The organism is Aliiroseovarius sp. S253, assembly GCF_049800855.1.
Lineage (GTDB): Bacteria > Pseudomonadota > Alphaproteobacteria > Rhodobacterales > Rhodobacteraceae > Aliiroseovarius.
Map to the genome: position 1 here is coordinate 1,177,610 of NZ_JBNAFW010000001.1, position 17,787 is coordinate 1,195,396.

The window sequence follows — 17,787 nt, forward strand, 5'->3', positions numbered from 1 at the left end:
GCGTGGCATCTATTTCCCCTGTGAAGCTGGGAATTTCAGAGGCTTGGTGGTCAGGAGCGCGGGTTGGGGCTGGACGCGCTGTCACGGATACGCCTATCACTTTCCTAAGTGATCCATTCAGAAAGTAGCCGTTCCCCGATGACCGCGCCCAGCCATATTGCTGTATCAGACCTTAACGAAACACAGGCGAAGGACGAATTAGCCCGTCTGTCGGCGCTGCTGGCGGCTGCCAATTTGGCCTACCACGGCAAGGATGCACCCGAAATCTCGGACGCAGAATACGACGCGGCCAAGCGCCGAAATGCAGAGATCGAAGAACGTTTTCCGCAACTGAAGCATGACGATAGTGCGTCTGACCAGGTGGGGGCAGCACCCTCGGATGGGTTTGGTAAGATCGCACATGAAGTGCGGATGCTTTCGCTGGGTAATGCGTTTAGCGACGAAGATGTTGAGGAATTCGTCGGACGCATCCGTTCGTTTCTGGGCTTGGGGGATGACGCCCCGCTGGCTCTGACGGCAGAGCCGAAGATCGACGGGCTGTCTTTGTCGATCCGGTACGAGGGCGGAAAACTGGTTCATGCGGTTACCCGTGGTGATGGGTCCGTTGGGGAAAACGTCACCGAAAATGCATTTACGATCAAAGACATACCTAAGGTCCTTGAAGGTGCGCCCGAGGTGCTTGAGGTCCGGGGCGAAGTGTATATGTCTCACGAGGATTTCGCCGATCTGAACGCGCGCTATACAGCGCGTGGTGGCAAAAGCTTCGCCAATCCGCGCAACGCGGCGGCTGGGTCGTTGCGCCAGCTGGATGCCTCAATCACAGCAGAACGTCCGCTGCGTTTCTTCGCCTATGCGTGGGGCGCACTGTCCGCGCCGCTGGCTGACACCCAGATGGGTGCGGTGGAGCGCCTGGAGCAGCTTGGCTTCCAGACCAACCCGCTGACCCAAAAGTTTACCGATCTTCAAGAGCTTCTGGCCCATTATCGCAGCATCGAAGCGCAGCGCGCCACGCTGGGCTATGACATTGACGGGGTGGTGTACAAAGTGGACGACCTTGCGCTTCAGGCGCGGCTTGGCTTCCGCTCGACCACGCCGCGTTGGGCGATTGCGCATAAGTTTCCTGCAGAAAAGGCATGGACGCGGCTTGAGGCCATCGACATTCAGGTCGGACGTACAGGCGCGCTGTCACCCGTTGCGCGACTGACGCCTGTCACTGTCGGGGGCGTAGTTGTTTCGAACGCCACGCTGCACAACGAGGATTACATCGTAGGACGGGACAATACCGGGGCCGAAATCCGCGATGGTAAGGACATTCGCGTAGGCGACTGGGTCGAGGTCTATCGCGCCGGCGATGTGATCCCCAAGATCTCAGACGTGGATCTGTCCAAGCGGCTTGACGATGCACAGGCCTTTGAATTCCCGAGTGTTTGCCCGGAATGTGGGTCGGATGCGATCCGCGACGAAGGGGACGCGGTGCGACGCTGCACAGGCGGCATGATCTGTCCCGCACAGGCTGTAGAGAAGCTGAAGCATTTCGTCTCCCGTGGCGCCTTTGACATTGATGGTTTGGGCGCCAAGCAGGTCGAGATGTTCTATCATGATGAGGTGCTGCCGATCCGCGAACCCGCCGATATTTTCACGCTGAGAACCCGTGATGGGGGGCAGTTGGTGCGCTTGAAAAATCGTGACGGCTGGGGTGAAAAAAGCGCCGAGAAGCTGTTTCAGGCGATTGAAGAGCGTCGTGTAGTCCCTTTGAATAAAGTGATATTTGCGCTTGGCATTCGTCATGTGGGGGAAAGCGCAGGCAATTTGTTGGCCCGCCATTACGGATCTTGGGAGGCGTTCGAGATCGCTGTGACCGCTGCCAAGCCTGACACGCCAGAGTGGGACGATCTGGTCTCAATCGACGGTGTTGGCGCGGTAATGGCAGGGTCGCTGGTCGCCGCCTTTGCGCAGGACCGCGAACGCGCCTCGATTGACCGTCTCGTGGCCGAATTGGACGTGCAGCCCATCGAAGCCCCAAAAACGGACGGCAGCCCCGTCGCGGGTAAGGTGGTCGTGTTTACAGGGACGCTGGAAAAGATGACCCGCGCGGAAGCCAAGGCGCGGGCTGAGGCTCTTGGCGCCAAGGTATCGGGGTCTGTTTCCGGCAAGACGGACCTTCTTGTGGCTGGACCGGGAGCTGGTTCCAAGGCCAAGAAAGCCGCCGATCTGGGGGTCGAGACCATCGACGAAGACGGCTGGCTTGAGCTGATCGGAGACGCCTGATGTCCACCCGGCCTGAAATCCTGTTCCCTCTGTTCGCCAAGCTGGAAACGCTGGGCGGGATCGGGCCGAAGACTGCCAAGTCGCTGGAAACGCTAGGGATAACCTTGCCGCGCGACCTTCTGTTCTGGTTGCCCCACGCAGGGATCGACCGAAAGTTTCGCGCCTCGGTCACCGAGGTTCAGCCGGGCGACATGGCCACGGTCGAGATCGAAGTTGGTCCCCATCGCCCGGGGCGATCCCGAAACGCGCCCTATCGGGTCGAAGTTTCGGACCCACTGACCACGTTCGAGCTGGTGTTCTTTCACGCCAATTCGAAATGGCTGGAAGGGCAGCTTCCGGTTGGGGCGAAACGGGTGATCTCGGGCAAGGTGGAGCATTTCGACGGCAAAGCGCAGATCGTTCATCCCGATTTTATCCTGCCACCGGGTGAGGTCGGGCAGATCCCTGATTTTGAACCTGTCTATCGTTTGACGGCAGGCGTAACCGGAAAGACCATGATCAAGGGTGTCGGTGATATTCTGACCCGTTTGCCCATGTTGCAGGAGTGGGTTGATCCGGCGCTTAAGGAACGCGAACACTGGCCTGAATGGCACGAGGCCCTGCGCGACGCCCACACACCAAATGGACCGGATGATCTCTCGCCACAATCGGTTTCGCGGCGCCGGTTGGCCTATGACGAGTTTTTCGCGCATCAACTGACACTTGCTTTGGCTCGGGCAACGGTGCGCCGTGGCAAGGGGCGGGTCAGCGTTGGAACTGGAGTTTTGCGGGATAAGGTGTTGGCAGCTCTGCCTTACAACCCCACGGGCGCGCAATCGCGGGCCGTCGAAGAAATCGCAGCGGATATGGCTGCTGGCACCCGCATGAACCGCCTGTTGCAAGGCGATGTGGGCGCGGGCAAGACGCTAGTGGCCTTGCTGTCACTGCTGGTCGCGGTCGAAGCGGGCGGGCAGGGTGTGATGATGGCCCCGACCGAAATCCTAGCCCGTCAGCATTTGGAAGGGCTGCGGCCTTTGGCCGAAGAGGCAGGCGTGGTGGTCGAGATCCTGACCGGGCGCGACAAGGGTTCTGAACGCCGCCGTAAGCTTGAAGCGTTGAAGGCGGGTGACATTCATATTTTGGTCGGTACACATGCGGTTTTCCAGAAAGATGTGGAGTTTCAAGACCTTCGTCTTGCTGTCGTAGATGAGCAGCACCGCTTTGGTGTGGCCCAACGGATGGAGCTGGGGGCCAAGGGGGCGGCCTCGGATGTGTTGGTGATGACCGCCACGCCGATCCCGCGCAGTCTGGCCTTGGCGCAATATGGCGACATGGATGTCTCGGTGCTGGACGAGAAACCTCCGGGGCGAAAACCGATCAAAACGGTGCTGATCAACACTGGGCGGCTGGATGAAGTTGTAGAACGGCTTCGCGGGGCCATTGCGGAAGGTGCGCAATGCTATTGGGTTTGCCCGTTGGTCGAAGAAAGCGAAGTCATGGACATGACCGCGGCTGAGGAACGGTTCAAACATCTGCGCGCCGAATTGGGCGAGGGTGTCGTGGGCATGGTCCACGGGCAGATGCCCGTGGCTGATAAAGACGCGGCGATGGCCGATTTCGTGGTGGGCAAGACCAAGCTTTTGGTCGCAACCACGGTGATCGAGGTTGGTGTGGACGTGCCCAATGCCTCGATCATGGTAATTGAACGGGCCGAGCATTTCGGGCTGGCGCAGTTGCACCAGTTGCGCGGGCGCGTGGGGCGCGGGCAGGCGGCGTCGACGTGTTTGCTGATGTATCAAGCGCCTCTGACCGAGGGCGGCGAAAAGCGTCTGTCGGTGATGCGCGACACGGAAGACGGGTTCGTAATATCCGAGGCTGATCTAGAAATGCGCGGGGCGGGCGATGTGCTGGGCACGGCGCAATCTGGCTTACCGCGTTTCTGGGTTGCCGATCTGGAACATCAGGCCGGACTTATGGCCGTGGCACAGAAAGACGCGCGCTTGTTGCTTCAACAGGACCCGGATCTAAGCACGCCTCGCGGTCACGCCGCGCGTGTTCTTTTATGGTTAATGCGGCAGGACGAAGCGATCCGTTTGATTTCAGTGGGTTAGCGCTTTTGTTCTCAAAAGTTCACAAATGTTCTTAAAAAGTTCTTTACAAACCGTTCCGTGGTGTGCGAACAAAATAGCAACACGGATGCAGTGACACACACTGCCCAGAACGTCAGAGAGCAGGAGTAACCCCATGTTGAACGATGTCAAAATCGCATTGTCCCGGTCCACCACTACGATTGTGTCGGACACGCTTGGGGCCATTTCCTTGCTTGTACTGCTTTTGGGTGCGCTGCATCTGCCCGGGATGATTTGATCCCACACAGTTTTCTGCCTGCGGATGGTCTGATCCTGCATCATGTCCCACCGAAGCCTTCTGTCCCGAAGCCTTCACGATGCCCAGATGGCCTGCCTGTCATTTGCCTGTCGGTGTTACTGCCTCTTACACCGTTCCGGACGACCCAAACCGCATCACTTCCGCCGCCTCCCTGCCAGGAGCGCGGCGGTTTTTTTACGCGTTGGCCTTTGCATCGTCGAACGCTTCGATGGTCGCATCAAAGGCCAACAGGATCGACGCATGGCGGTTCTTGAACTCGCGCGCGGGCTGAAGCACCTCATAACCGTCAAAGGGGGCGGACGGAACGGGGCCTGCGTCTTTCAACATGGCTGACAGCTCGGCGCGGCCTTGGTCTAGGGTTGGGCGATCCAACCCGATGATCACTTTGCCAAGGATCGACGCGGACGCCTGACCCAGAGCACAGGCTTTGACGTTTTGTGAAAACTCGGCGATCTGGTCACTGTCGAGCGTCAGCGCCGCTGTCACTGTCGACCCGCAGAGCGGCGAGCGCACTTTAGCTTCGCCCTGTGGCGCGTCCAGCGGGGCTTGGTGCGGGATCGAGGCCGCCAAGGACAGGATCTGCTTTGAATAAAGCTTGATCAGGTCAGTATCGCTCATGTCCGGGCCTTTCGTCGGGCATTCATCCGCTCTACATAGAAGCGCGATACCGGAAAGAAAAGGACGGGCCATGAAGTTTGATGCGAGCCAGCTGAAGTTTGATTACAAGGGATTGATCCCAGCCATCGCGCAGGATGACGAAACCGGTGAAGTTTTGATGATGGCCTGGATGAACCTTGAGGCGGTAGAAAAAACGTTGGAGACTGGTCGCGTCACCTATTGGTCGCGCTCGCGTCAGTCGTTCTGGATCAAGGGCGAGACCTCGGGCCACGTGCAAGAACTGGTGGATTTCCGGTTCGACTGTGACAAAGATTGCCTGCTGGTTCGGATCCGTCAGACAGGGGCTGCCTGTCACACCAATCGGCGGTCGTGTTTTTATACCGCTGTGCGTGATGGGGAAGAAGTTGAGCTGATGGCGCCGATGGTGTGATCGCGCCGGGGGTTTTGCACCCCCGGACCCCCGCAGGATATTTTTAGTAAGAAAATAAGGGGCTAGAGCCCGACCATCCGGCGGATGTCGTCGGGGGATTTACCTTCGGCGCGGTAAGTCGCGATGGCGCGTGCGTCGTCTCGTTTGGCGAGGCGCTTGCCATTTTCATCGCGGATCAAGCCGTGGTGGTGATAGATGGGTGTGGGTAGACCGAGGAGGTTCTGGAGTAGGACGTGGATCTGCGTGGCCGGCTGGATGTCTTTCCCGCGCACCACATGGGTGACTCCTTGAGCGGCGTCGTCCAGCACCACGGACAGGTGGTAGGAACCCAGAAAGTCGCGGCGGGACAGGACGATATCTCCGACGTCGTGCACCATGTTCTGGGCAGAGGTGCAGAGGATCTCGTCCTTGCCCGATGATTGCTCGTTGTAGCAGAATTCTGATCTATCTGTAGCTCCTAGCGCGTCCTGCATGTCTAATCGAAGGGCTTCGTGCTCGGGGAATCCCAAGTTGCGGTCGGTCTTAGCGCGACAAGTTCCCGGATAGATCATCCCGTCGGGGCCAAAGGCAGGTTCTGCGCCTTCTTGCGGAGCGCTAGAAGCTGCGGCGATGTCACGGCGGGTGCAGGTGCAAGGATACAGAAGCGCACGGTTCCAAAGGGCGTGCAAGGCGCGTTTGTAGTCTGACAACCGATCTGACTGGCGCAATGGTTCTTCGTCCCATGTGATGCCAAGCCATGTGAGGTCTTCATAGATCTGATCCTCCCACTCTGGGCGGGATCGTGTGCTGTCGATATCCTCGACCCGCAGCAGGAATTTTCCGCCCGCAGCGCGCGCCATGTCATGCGCCAGTAGCGCGGAATAGGCGTGTCCCAAATGCAGGGGGCCGGTGGGGCTCGGCGCAAATCTGGTTATGAAATCAGCCATTTGCGCGTAGACCTTACGTGAAATTCGCCAGCCAGCCTGACCATTCAGTCTTAGCGCGGTCAGTATAGGCTTTGTAGCGATCCTTGCGCCCACGACGTCCACCTTTCAGCCCGTCAACGGGTTGAAACAGGCCGAAATTCACGTTCATCGGCTGGAAGGTTTTCGCCTCGGCCCCACCAGTGATATGGTGGATCAACGCGCCCATTGCGGTGTCTTGCGGCACAGTGGGCAGGTCGAGGCCCAGGATCTCGGCCGCAGCCAGGCGGCCTGCCAGAAGGCCCATCGCGGCGCTTTCCACATAGCCCTCGACTCCGGTCACCTGACCCGCAAAGCGCAGGTTCGGGCGGGATTTCAAGCGCATTTGATCATCCAACAGCGTGGGCGAGTTCATAAACGTGTTGCGATGGATGCCGCCCAGACGCGCGAAGGAGGCGTCTTCAAGACCGGGGATCGTTTTGAATACCTCGGCTTGCGCGCCGTATTTCATCTTGGTCTGAAAGCCCACGATGTTGAACAGCGTGCCAAGTGCGTTGTCGCGGCGCAGTTGGACCACTGCATAGGGCTTGTTCTCGGGATCATGCGCGTTGGTCAGGCCGACGGGTTTCATCGGGCCAAAGCGCAGCGTTTCGCGCCCGCGTTCGGCCATGACTTCGATCGGCAGGCAGCCGTCGAAATAGGTGGCGGTTTCGCCCTCGTGAAACTCGGTCTTGTCGGCAGCCAGAAGCGCATCGATGAAGGCTTCGTACTGATCCTTGGTCATCGGGCAGTTCAGATATGCTTTCTGCTCTTCTTCGGTCTCGCCCTTGTCATAGCGGGACTGGGCCCATGCCACGTCCATGTTGATGCTCTCGGCATAGACGATGGGGGCGATGGCGTCGAAAAAGGCCAGCCGTTCGGCCCCGGTTTCACGGGCTATCGCTTCGCCAAGGGCAGGCGAGGTGAGGGGGCCGGTGGCAAAGATCCAGTTGCCCTCGGTCGGCAGATCCGCGATCTCGCCGTATTCCACGCGGATATTATCGCGGGCGCGCAGTTTTTCGGTCACAGCTGCGCTGAAGGCATCGCGATCCACGGCCAGCGCACCACCTGCGGGCAGGCGGTTCTGGTCGGCCATTTGCATGATCAAGCCGCCGGCTTCACGCATTTCCCAGTGCAAAAGCCCTACGGCGTTCTGTTCGTCATCATCCGACCGGAACGAGTTAGAGCACACCATCTCGGCAAAATCGCCGGTTTGGTGGGCGAAGGTTTCAACTTGTGGGCGCATCTCATGCAGCACCACGTCCACCCCCATCTGAGAGGCCTGCCAGGCCGCTTCCGATCCGGCCATTCCGCCGCCGACGATATGCAAAGTCTTGTCTGTCATGCCCCGCAGATATGACATCATCTTACAAATGAAAAGCCCGCCATGGGGAATGGCGGACTTTTCCGGGTGAGGGGAAATTCACCCGTACCCCGATAATCGGGGACGTCCTTCCTGATCTTTGGGGTGGGGTGGAGCAGGAAGGAAACTGTTACAGAGCTGATCAGACGGTCAGACAGGCATTCGAATGACTAAACTCTGGTTTAATGTGAAGTTGTTCTTTGATCCCAGTGAGCGCGTTAAGGTTGTAGTCAATATATGGGCAAATGGGGCGAAATTAAGATGATGGTGGCGAAACCATGAATGGTAGTCGGATTTCTGCCGATTATCACTGCGGGAGTATTTTGAAGCGATTAAGCCTTAAGTCTTAGTCGGCTGCATAAGATCCCAAGGGTTTCCATGGAGATCCTCAAAAACGACGACTTTTCCATAGGGCTCGTTGCGAGGGGCTTCGCGAAACGTTACACCGGCGTTTTGCATTCTTGCGAGCATCCCGTCGAAATCATCGGTGAACAGAAAATGACCGACCCTGCCGCCGGCTTGCCGACCGATGTAGTCGACTTGTTCGCCGACAGCTTTCGCAATCAGAAATGCTGTTTCTGCTGTAGGGTGGGGCGCCATGCGGACCCAACGCTTACCATTTTCCATGTCAGTATCTTCCAGCAAAACAAAGCCAAGTGCAGTTTGGAACCACCTAATTGCCTTGTCATAATCGTCGGTCAGGAAGCTGATAAGGGCGAGGGAATTGATCATTTCAGTACTCGATTGCTGGGAAACAGGCCGTGCAATATTGAACGCGTTTTATTGCACCGCAAAGAAAAACAGCGTCGCGATTGGTGCGACGCTGTTTTGTTTGTTAATCTGGCCAGTGCTTATTCAGCGACGCCAGTCTCGTCTTCATCGTCCGAGCTTTCGACGATCCGCGCGACCGAAACGACTTCTTCGCCTTTGCCGGTGTTAAAGACTTTCACGCCACCTGCGCCGCGTGAGCGGAAGCTGATTCCGTCTACGGGGCAACGGATCGACTGGCCTTTCGAGGTTGCCAGCATGATCTGGTCTTCGATCTCGATCGGGAAGCAGGCCACGATGTCGCCGCCTTTCATGGCTGCCACACCTTGGCCACCACGTCCGCTGACGCGATAATCGTGACTGGTGGTCAGGTTGCCGGTGCCGATTTTGTTGATGGTCACCAACAAATCATTGGCGGTCAGCATTTCCTGATACCGATCCTCGCTTAGATCGCCCGAGGCTTCTTCGACAGTGTCCTCATCTGCATCGCTGCCCAGCTCGGCGCGGAAACGCTTGATAAAGGCGCCGCGTTCATCTGGTGTCGCGTCAAAGTGACGGATGACCGAGGCCGAGACGACCTCGTCCCCTTCATTGATCAGCTTGATGCCGCGAACGCCGGTCGAGGATCGCGAGTTGAACACACGTACATCGGTGACCGGGAAGCGGATGGCCCGCCCGCCAGATGTCACCAGCATCACGTCGTCATTCTCGTCACAGATACGGGCGTTGATCAGGCGCGTGCCTTCATCGTCGCCCTCGAACTTCATCGCGATCTTGCCGTTCGACTTCACATTGGTGAAGTCTGACAGGCGGTTACGACGGACCGAGCCTTTCGATGTGGCAAAGACAATCTGCAGATCGTCCCATTCTTTCTCGTCCCGATCTACGGGCAGAATGGCGGCAATCGACACGCCTGTTGGGATCGGAAGGATGTTCACCAGCGGCTTGCCCTTAGCGGTACGCCCCCCTTGGGGCAGGCGCCAGGTTTTCAGCTTATAGGCCATGCCGTCATCGGTGAAGAACAGCAGCTGGGTATGCGTGTTGGCGACGAAGAGCGTTGTGATCACATCCTCGTCTTTGGTCTGCATCCCCGACAGCCCCTTGCCGCCACGCTTCTGCGCGCGGAAATCGGCCAAGGGCGTCCGCTTGGCCCAACCCGAAGCGGTAATGGTTACGACCATATCCTCGCGCTCGATCAGGTCCTCGTCGTCCATATCACCTGACCAGTCAACAATCTGGGTGCGACGCGGTACGGCAAAGGCTTCTCTCACTTCAGTCAGCTCGTCCGAGATGATCGACATGATCCGCTCGCGCGAACGCAAAATATCCAAGTAATCCCGGATCTTTGCAGCGAGTTCTTGAAGTTCGTCTGTGACCTCTTTCACACCCATTGCGGTCAGACGTTGCAGGCGCAGTTCCAGAATGGCGCGGGCTTGCGTTTCGGACAGATTATAGGTGCCGTCCTCGTTCATCTTGTGGGTCGGATCGTCGATCAGCTGGATATATTCCGCGATGTCATGTGCAGGCCAGCGGCGCTCCATCAATTTCGCGCGCGCATCTGCGGGATCCTGCGATGATCGGATCGTTGCGACGACTTCGTCTACGTTGGACACGGCCACGGCCAGACCACAAAGGACATGGCTGCGTTCACGTGCTTTGCGCAGATCAAACGCTGTGCGTCTTGTGACAACTTCCTCGCGGAAGGTAATGAAATGGCTCAGGAAATCGCGCAAAGTAAGCTGTTCAGGGCGACCGCCGTTCAGCGCAAGCATGTTGCACCCGAACGAAGTCTGCATCTGCGTGTGGCGGAACAATTGGTTCAGGACAACTTCGGGCGTCGCGTCACGCTTCAACTCGACGACAACACGAACCCCAATCCGGTCGCTTTCATCCTGCACCGACGAAATGCCCTCAAGCTTTTTGTCGCGCACACCCTCGGCGATGCGCTCGACCAGCGTGGCTTTGTTCACCTGATAGGGGATCTCATCCAGAACGATTGCATAGCGGTCTTTGCGGATTTCTTCGATCCGCGTCTTGGCGCGCATGATGACGCTGCCACGGCCTTCCAAATAGGCCTTTTGCGCACCGGAACGGCCCAACATGATCCCGCCCGTCGGGAAGTCGGGGCCGGGGATGTATTCCATCAGCCCTTCGGATGTCAGGTCCGAGTTTTCGATCAGCGCCAGAGTGCCGTCGATTACTTCGCCCAAGTTGTGGGGCGGAATGTTCGTGGCCATACCAACCGCGATACCACCAGCGCCGTTGACCAGCATGTTGGGGAAGCGGGCGGGCAGGACGGTCGGCTCAAGGTCTTTGCCGTCATAGTTGTCCTGAAAATTGACCGTGTCTTTTTCAATGTCGGCCAGCAGCGAGGCGGCGGGCTTGTCCATCCGGACTTCGGTATAACGCATGGCCGCCGGGTTATCCCCGTCCATCGAGCCAAAGTTACCCTGACCATCCAGAAGCGGTAGCGACATGGAAAACGGCTGCGCCATACGCACAAGCGCGTCATAGATCGCGCTATCGCCGTGCGGGTGATACTTACCCATCGTATCGCCAACCGGACGGGCCGACTTGCGATAAGGTTTGTCATGCCCGTTGTTGGTTTCGTACATGGCGTACAGGATGCGGCGGTGAACAGGTTTCAGACCGTCACGCAGATCCGGGATGGCGCGGCTCACGATCACGCTCATTGCGTAATCGAGATACGAGCTTTTCATTTCCTCTTCGATGGAAATCTGGGGGCCGTCATAGACGGGGCGCTGGGGCATATCGTCCATGTTTTCCGGGGTATCAGGGGTATCTGTCACGTTGTCCGCCGTTTTTGTGCGTTTCACACTATATATAGGTCACGCCACCTTAACAGAACGCCGGATATGGGGGCAACCAAAAGGGGGCGTTTTGGGGCGTCTGCGGGCAATTTTTTGCATCATTTCGCGGGTTTTGGCCTCTTGGCTTTCGGCGGCCTTAAGGCCATTATCGCGCAAACGCGAAACGGAGAGCCAGATGTCCAAGCCCCGCAGCATTTTCGAGGAAGTGAGCGACACCAAAGACGAGGTGCGCGACACCCCCAAGACCGGCGCGATCGAGCGCGGATCAGGTGGCGGAGGCGCGCGTGGAACCATCCGGCTGTGGCTGATGCTGCTGTTCGCCTTGGTGGCCATCATGGTCGTTGTGGGCGGTCTGACGCGCCTGACCGATTCTGGTCTGTCGATCACTGAATGGGCGCCGTTCACCGGAGCGATGCCTCCGATGGATCAGGCCGCTTGGGAGGCCGAGTTCGCCAAGTATCAGGAAATCCCCGAGTTCAAGCTGCAAAACAGCCATATGGACCTTGAGGCATTCAAGTCGATCTATTGGTGGGAATGGGGTCACCGTCAGCTGGGCCGCTTCATTGGCCTTGTTTGGGCCATCGGGTTTTTCGGCTTTCTGGCCGCGCGCAAGATCCCCATTGGCTGGACCGGGCGGTTGCTGCTTCTGGGCGCGCTTGGCGGGCTTCAGGGGGCGATTGGCTGGTGGATGGTATCCTCGGGCCTGACAGGGGACCGCGTGGACGTGGCGTCCTATCGTTTGGCGGTGCATCTGGGGCTGGCTTTCGTCATTCTGGGCTTCATAGCATGGTATGTACTGCTTCTGGGCCGGAAAGAGGCTGGCCTGATGGCCGCCCGGCGCCTGCGTGAGGGCAAGCTCTTTGGGATGGGCACGGGGCTTTTGCATCTGGCGTTCTTGCAAATCCTACTGGGCGCTTTGGTGGCGGGCATCGACGCCGGGAGATCCTTTGTCGATTGGCCGTGGATGGGCGATCAGTTCTTCCCGCCCGAAGCTTTTGACATCACCCCGATCTGGCGCAACTTCTTTGAAAACGCCGGGCTGGTGCAGTTCATGCACCGGATGGTGGGCTATGTGCTTGTGATCTTTGCGATTGTTGTCTGGCGCGTCTCACGCAAGTCGGGCAACCAGATGGTGCGCACGGGCTTTACCTTGGCCTGCCTCATGGTTGGGGCGCAGGCGGTTCTGGGCATTACAACCGTCCTTCAAGCTTCGCCGCTGCACGTGGCCATCACCCACCAGATCGGCGCCATGCTGGTTTGGGTTCTGGTCCTGAACGCCCGTTTCCTTGCGGGCTATCCGACTGAACAGAGCATCCGGAGTTGATCATGAGCGCCTTTAGCGAACTGATGGAATTTGCACGTGACACCCAAGCTTTGGGCGAGGTGGCGGGTCGTTTGGGTTGGGATCAGGAAACGGTGATGCCGGACGGGGCGGGGCCGCAACGGGCCGAGGAAATGGCCGCGATGGAAAAGGTCCTCCATGCCCGTCGTAACGATCCACGTGTTGGCGATTGGCTCGAGGCCATCGACGAAAGCGCTGTGGACGACGCCGGGCGCGCTCAGATCCGCGAGATCCGCCGTGCACGTGATCGCGCTGCGAAAGTGCCTGTTGCGCTGGCGGCGGAACTGGCGCGTGTGACCTCGACCGCGCAAGGCAAATGGGCCGAAGCCCGCGCCGCAGATGATTTCGCGGCCTTCAAGCCGGTTCTGGAAGAGGTTGTGAAACTACGCCGCGAGGAAGCCAGCGCGCTGGCTGACGGCGGAGACCTCTACGACGCGCTGCTGGATGATTACGAGCCGGGCGTCACAGGCAGCGACATTCAAACGCTGTTTGATGCGATGCGCCCACGTCTGGTGACCCTGCGCGACAGGGCGCTTGGAGCGGCCAATCAGCCCGAGATCCTTGTGGGCAACTGGGCTGAAAAGAAGCAGTTGAAGCTGTCGACCAAGCTGGCCAAAACCTTTGGTTATGACCTGACCCACGGTCGGATCGACAAGGCTGTGCATCCGTTCAGCTCGGGTTCGGGCTTGGATGTGCGCATCACCACGCGGACCTCGGAAGGGGATCCGTTCAACTGTTTCTACTCGACGATCCACGAGGTCGGGCACGCGTGCTATGAGCAGAACATCGACAATGCCTATCTGCTTACCCCGATCGGACGGGGCGCTTCTATGGGCGTGCATGAAAGCCAGTCGCGCATCTATGAAAACCAGTTGGGTCGCTCGCGTGCTTTCACCGGGTGGCTGTTTGGCCAGATGGAGAAACGCTTTGGAAAGACGCCGGCAAGCGATGCGGATGCGTTCTATCGCATGGTGAACCGGCTTCAGAAGGGCTTTATCCGGACCGAAGCGGACGAGGTGCAGTACAACCTGCACATCATGCTGCGTTTCGATCTGGAGCGTCGCCTGATCGGCGGCCAGTTGGACGTGGCGGATCTGGAGACGGCTTGGAACGAACGGTTTGCCGCTGATTTCGGGTACGAGGTCGACAAGGCTTCGAATGGTGTGTTGCAGGATGTGCATTGGTCCGTTGGCCTATTTGGCTATTTCCCGACCTATGCGCTTGGCAATATCTATGCGGGATGTCTCTACGATGCGCTGCGCAAGGATCTGCCCGAGCTGGACACGCGGTTGGGGCAGGGGGATGCAACCCATGCCACGGCTTGGTTGACCGACAAGCTACAACGCCACGGTAGTCTGCGTACACCGCGTGAGACAATCGAGCATGCCACAGGCAAACCTGTCTCGGTCGAGCCGCTTCTGAGCTATCTCGAAGACAAATTCGAAGGCATCTATTTCCGCTAGAGTTTTCACGTTTAGGGGGAAGGGCCGGGTTTTTGTACCCTATTCACGCGCTATCTTGGGCTGCCATGCTTAGGTGTGGTCGGCGGATTTATGCGCGCCTAGGAGGTGCACGTTTGGTGTTGATCGCAAAAATGTTGCACTAAGGCCCAACGTAGGACTGTTTTTAGCCATTTTTCACGTTCAGTGTGTCGTCTTACAGGGGGGACAGCAGGGTTGCTGAAGCCAAGGGCACGAAATGTAAAGGTTTGTGCCCTTACGCTTGCAACCGATGGAGGTTGAAGAATGGTCCAGTTCACTGGTCTCGAGAAGATACGTCTGCCCGGTCGCAATGCGGTTCGTGCAATCGCTCTGGTGACATTGGCCGCATTTGCAGCACCGACGGACGGGTTTGCAAGTGGGCCAAATTTCCTGAAGGCAAAGGGGCAGGGCGCGGCGCCTCCGGGTGCGCAGCGATTGTGTTCGACCTATAGCTGGGCCTGTGCTCGCGGATCATCAAGTGGCGCTGTCACTCAGGGGCAAATGCAGGTCGTTCGTGCGGTGAACTCGCATATCAATCGGTCGACCAGGGCAATCGAAGATCGTCAGCAATACGGTGAAGCCGAGCGTTGGGCCATACCCACCAGACGCGGTGGAGATTGCGAAGACTACGCGTTGGCGAAGAAACGGGCCCTGATTGGCAAGGGGATTGATCCCCAGCGACTGCTGATTGCAACGGTTTTGGACCGTAGCCGCCGACCGCACGCTGTGTTGATCGTTCGGACTGATGCTGGTGACATGGTTTTGGACAACGTCACCAACTCGATCCGAAACTGGCGCGACACGCGCTATGTTTTTCTGCGTATGCAGGATCCAAAGCGCCCATCACGCTGGGTCAACGTGCTCGCCGGCGGCTGATCTGAAAAATGTATCCATCGTCTTGATGTGATGTGCTTTGAAATAGCAAAAGGCGCGCCATTGGCGCGCCCTTTTTTGTCCTAGTCGATCAAGGCTTAGTCAGCACAACCTTCACCACGGGGTGCTGCTTTTGCATTCAAGCCGCCACCATCACCCGATCCGCCACCACCGCAGCCTTCGGGACTAGGGTTATCACCTCCGGGGTTGTCGCCACCAGGATTGTCGCCACCAGGGTTATCACCGCCAGGATTGTCACCTCCTGGGTTTTCACCTGGGTTTGGATCATCCTTAGGTTTCCCGCCGGGATTGTTGGTGGGCTTGCCGCCGCCCCCAGATGTCGGCACCTCGAATGAGCCGCCACCACTTTTTTCCCGATGCATAATTCGTTCTACGAACGTTGTAGCGGTCGGAAGTGCGTTCAGTGCATCAGCAAATGCAGGACATTCCTGAGTAACACCCGCAAGGACGTTCAAAAATTCGTCCTGACGTTGAATATATCGCAGCATCTGAGTTGTTACGACTTTACACTCACAGAGAACCTCGGGTTCCAGCGAAAGCTTCGCTGTTGCCACATTACAGGTACTTTGTGCTTGTGCGATCTGCGTGGATCCCCCCCAGACCGCACCGGCCATTGCAAGCGCGGCCAGCGCTGTCTTACGTTTAAGCATTTTCACCCCTCTTAAACATTTGCTTCACAAAATGGTTGGTCAGAAAAGACACTAACTTATGCAAATTAATACTTAATAGTACTTACTCTGACACAGTTTCAGGGGGATTGCCACAATTGAGTTCAAAATGTGACGGAATTGGGGCTAGGTGGTCATGATTGCAGAAAAAATCAGGACCACCGGTTAGAGCAGACGATCAGTATAAGAGGAAGCTGGGGCGCATATCTCTATCAGAGATCACAGGCCGATGGCTATTTCGACCTGCGGGATGGGTTAAACGACTCACTCGAAATCAACGCTCAGTCCGTCTGTTCTGCCCTCAGAAGTTGGCGCAAAGTGTCCCGCCCACGCGCTTCGGCGCGGCGGATGCGGACGGCCGTCATAAACGCCTCTTCAAGCGTGGTTGATGAGGCGCCAATCGTTTTTTTCACCTCATCCACCAGTGCGTCGTTTCCGGTTATTCGTACGGCCTCGAGCACTTCTTGGGCCAACTTATCAGAGACTTGTTCCAGCAGATCCATGGTGAATGTCAGCGCGTGGTTTCGGTCAGGCGACGGCGGACATATTCGTCCACATGGGTGATCATCGTGTCCATGTGATCATCTTCGAAGAAGTGACCAGATCCCGGAATCTCTTCATGGGTGACAGTGATGCCCTTTTGTTCATGCAGCTTGTTGACCAGCGTATGCGTATCCGCAGGAGGCGCCACGCGGTCAGCAGTGCCGTTGATGATCAGGCCCGAGCTTGGGCAGGGTGCCAGGAAGCTGAAGTCGTACATGTTCGCGGGCGGGCTAACCGATACAAATCCTGTGATTTCCGGACGACGCATCAGAAGCTGCATACCGATCCATGCCCCGAACGAGAACCCGGCAACCCAGCAATGCTTGGCGTTCTGGTTCATCGACTGCAGGTAATCCAAGGCCGAGGCCGCATCGGAAAGTTCACCCACACCTTGGTCATATTCACCTTGGCTGCGGCCCACGCCACGGAAGTTGAAGCGCAGCACGTTGAAGCCCATGTTGTGGAAGGCGTAGTGCAGATTATAGACGACCTTGTTGTTCATCGTGCCGCCAAATTGCGGATGCGGATGCAGGATGATGGCGATCGGGGCGTCTTTTTCTTTTTGAGCGTGATAACGGCCTTCAAGTCGGCCCTCGGGGCCTGCAAAAATCACTTCGGGCATCTGGTCTGGGCCTCTTTTTCGTTTGTCAGGGTCAGCAGCTGCCGGAAAACCGGTTTTCTTGACGCTGGCTGACCCGCACCATAATACGGAGTTGGTGATGCGGGCGGGTTTGGCCGCATTGTCACCAGTCCTAAGTGACCTAGTGGTCAGGGCCGAAAAGGTCAATGTTTTTGCAGGGGGAACGGTATGAAGCTGTCCACAAAAGGCCGATATGCAATGGTTGCGCTGGCGGATCTGGCGATGCAGGACGATGGCGCGCTTCTGTCGCTGACCGATCTGGCCAAGAGGCAAGACATTTCGCTTCCCTATCTCGAGCAGCTTTTCGTGAAACTGCGCCGTGCTGGACTGGTGGACAGTGTCCGCGGTCCGGGAGGCGGCTACAAGCTGGCCCGCGCGGCGTCAGAAATACGTGTTTCTGAAGTGCTGGAAGCTGTGGATGAAACCGTATCGGCGATGCACAAAGGGGCTGGTGCCTCTGGCGCGTCGTCGGGCTCGCGCGCACAGTCCATGACCAATCGGTTGTGGGAGGGGCTCTCTGCCCATGTCTATGTGTTCCTTCACCAGACCCGCCTATCGGACGTGGTCAAAAACGAACTGACACCATGCCCTGCCGTGCCCACGCTGTTTTCGGTGGTGGACGAGGATTGATCC

At 57.9% G+C, this 17,787-nt stretch carries 16 protein-coding genes; 8 read left to right on the forward strand and 8 right to left on the reverse strand.

Annotation, left to right across the window (positions count from 1 at the left end; translation table 11 throughout):
- Positions 1 to 138 precede the first annotated feature (138 nt).
- From ligA to ACP15F_RS05815, 3 genes are all read left to right on the forward strand, one after another.
- Positions 139 to 2,268 carry an NAD-dependent DNA ligase LigA gene (ligA, locus tag ACP15F_RS05805; RefSeq protein WP_424939877.1) on the forward strand — a complete coding sequence of 710 codons (2,130 nt, stop codon included), beginning with the start codon at positions 139 to 141 and terminating at the stop codon, positions 2,266 to 2,268.
- Positions 2,268 to 4,358 carry an ATP-dependent DNA helicase RecG gene (gene recG / locus ACP15F_RS05810; RefSeq protein WP_424939878.1) on the forward strand — a complete coding sequence of 697 codons (2,091 nt, stop codon included), beginning with the start codon at positions 2,268 to 2,270 and terminating at the stop codon, positions 4,356 to 4,358. The genes ligA and recG overlap by 1 nt, the downstream gene beginning before the upstream one ends.
- Positions 4,359 to 4,491: 133 nt before the next feature.
- Positions 4,492 to 4,614 carry a hypothetical protein gene (locus tag ACP15F_RS05815; protein ID WP_424939879.1) on the forward strand — a complete coding sequence of 41 codons (123 nt, stop codon included), beginning with the start codon at positions 4,492 to 4,494 and terminating at the stop codon, positions 4,612 to 4,614.
- 195 nt (positions 4,615 to 4,809) lie between these two features.
- On the opposite strand, the gene ACP15F_RS05820 is transcribed toward ACP15F_RS05815, so the two are convergent.
- Positions 4,810 to 5,253, reverse strand: coding sequence for an iron-sulfur cluster assembly scaffold protein (locus ACP15F_RS05820; RefSeq protein ID WP_424939880.1), 444 nt, complete (start codon positions 5,251 to 5,253; stop codon positions 4,810 to 4,812).
- A 70-nt stretch (positions 5,254 to 5,323) separates the two neighbouring features.
- Here ACP15F_RS05820 and hisI point away from each other — a divergent pair, with 70 nt between their 5' ends.
- Positions 5,324 to 5,683, forward strand: a complete 360-nt coding sequence (hisI, locus tag ACP15F_RS05825; RefSeq protein WP_424939881.1) for a phosphoribosyl-AMP cyclohydrolase — start codon at positions 5,324 to 5,326, stop codon at positions 5,681 to 5,683.
- 62 nt (positions 5,684 to 5,745) lie between these two features.
- Here the strand turns inward: hisI and gluQRS are convergent, their stop codons facing one another.
- The 4 genes from gluQRS to gyrA all read right to left on the reverse strand — a co-directional run bounded on the left by gluQRS (position 5,746) and on the right by gyrA (position 11,565).
- Entirely contained in the window at positions 5,746 to 6,609 is an 864-nt protein-coding gene (gene gluQRS, locus ACP15F_RS05830; protein ID WP_424939882.1) for a tRNA glutamyl-Q(34) synthetase GluQRS, read from the reverse strand.
- A 13-nt stretch (positions 6,610 to 6,622) separates the two neighbouring features.
- A complete protein-coding gene (gene trmFO, locus ACP15F_RS05835) occupies positions 6,623 to 7,987 on the reverse strand; it encodes a methylenetetrahydrofolate--tRNA-(uracil(54)-C(5))-methyltransferase (FADH(2)-oxidizing) TrmFO (RefSeq protein WP_424939883.1) in 1,365 nt (454 codons plus the stop codon).
- Positions 7,988 to 8,326: 339 nt separating this feature from the next.
- Positions 8,327 to 8,719 carry a VOC family protein gene (locus ACP15F_RS05840; RefSeq protein ID WP_424939884.1) on the reverse strand — a complete coding sequence of 131 codons (393 nt, stop codon included), beginning with the start codon at positions 8,717 to 8,719 and terminating at the stop codon, positions 8,327 to 8,329.
- A 119-nt stretch (positions 8,720 to 8,838) separates the two neighbouring features.
- Positions 8,839 to 11,565, reverse strand: coding sequence for a DNA gyrase subunit A (gyrA, locus tag ACP15F_RS05845; RefSeq protein ID WP_424939885.1), 2,727 nt, complete (start codon positions 11,563 to 11,565; stop codon positions 8,839 to 8,841).
- 196 nt (positions 11,566 to 11,761) lie between these two features.
- Between gyrA and ctaA the strand changes: the two genes are divergently transcribed.
- The 3 genes from ctaA to ACP15F_RS05860 all read left to right on the forward strand — a co-directional run bounded on the left by ctaA (position 11,762) and on the right by ACP15F_RS05860 (position 15,285).
- Positions 11,762 to 12,910, forward strand: a complete 1,149-nt coding sequence (ctaA, locus tag ACP15F_RS05850; protein ID WP_424939886.1) for a heme A synthase — start codon at positions 11,762 to 11,764, stop codon at positions 12,908 to 12,910.
- Positions 12,911 to 12,912: 2 nt separating this feature from the next.
- Complete coding sequence (locus tag ACP15F_RS05855) at positions 12,913 to 14,391, forward strand: carboxypeptidase M32 (protein WP_424939887.1); 1,479 nt, start codon at positions 12,913 to 12,915, stop codon at positions 14,389 to 14,391.
- A gap of 282 nt (positions 14,392 to 14,673) precedes the next feature.
- Positions 14,674 to 15,285, forward strand: coding sequence for a transglutaminase-like cysteine peptidase (locus ACP15F_RS05860; protein ID WP_424939888.1), 612 nt, complete (start codon positions 14,674 to 14,676; stop codon positions 15,283 to 15,285).
- A gap of 95 nt (positions 15,286 to 15,380) precedes the next feature.
- Here ACP15F_RS05860 and ACP15F_RS05865 read toward each other — a convergent pair whose 3' ends face one another.
- From ACP15F_RS05865 to ACP15F_RS05875, 3 genes are all read right to left on the reverse strand, one after another.
- Positions 15,381 to 15,953 (reverse strand): hypothetical protein, encoded by a 573-nt coding sequence (locus ACP15F_RS05865; protein WP_424939889.1) that lies wholly within the window; start codon positions 15,951 to 15,953, stop codon positions 15,381 to 15,383.
- A gap of 299 nt (positions 15,954 to 16,252) precedes the next feature.
- Positions 16,253 to 16,474: a hypothetical protein gene (locus ACP15F_RS05870; protein ID WP_424939890.1), complete on the reverse strand. Its 222-nt coding sequence runs from the start codon at positions 16,472 to 16,474 to the stop codon at positions 16,253 to 16,255.
- 8 nt (positions 16,475 to 16,482) lie between these two features.
- Positions 16,483 to 17,136, reverse strand: coding sequence for an alpha/beta hydrolase (locus ACP15F_RS05875; RefSeq protein ID WP_108856288.1), 654 nt, complete (start codon positions 17,134 to 17,136; stop codon positions 16,483 to 16,485).
- A gap of 186 nt (positions 17,137 to 17,322) precedes the next feature.
- Here ACP15F_RS05875 and ACP15F_RS05880 point away from each other — a divergent pair, with 186 nt between their 5' ends.
- Entirely contained in the window at positions 17,323 to 17,784 is a 462-nt protein-coding gene (locus tag ACP15F_RS05880) for an Rrf2 family transcriptional regulator (protein ID WP_247090839.1), read from the forward strand.
- The last annotated feature ends 3 nt before the right edge of the window (positions 17,785 to 17,787 follow it).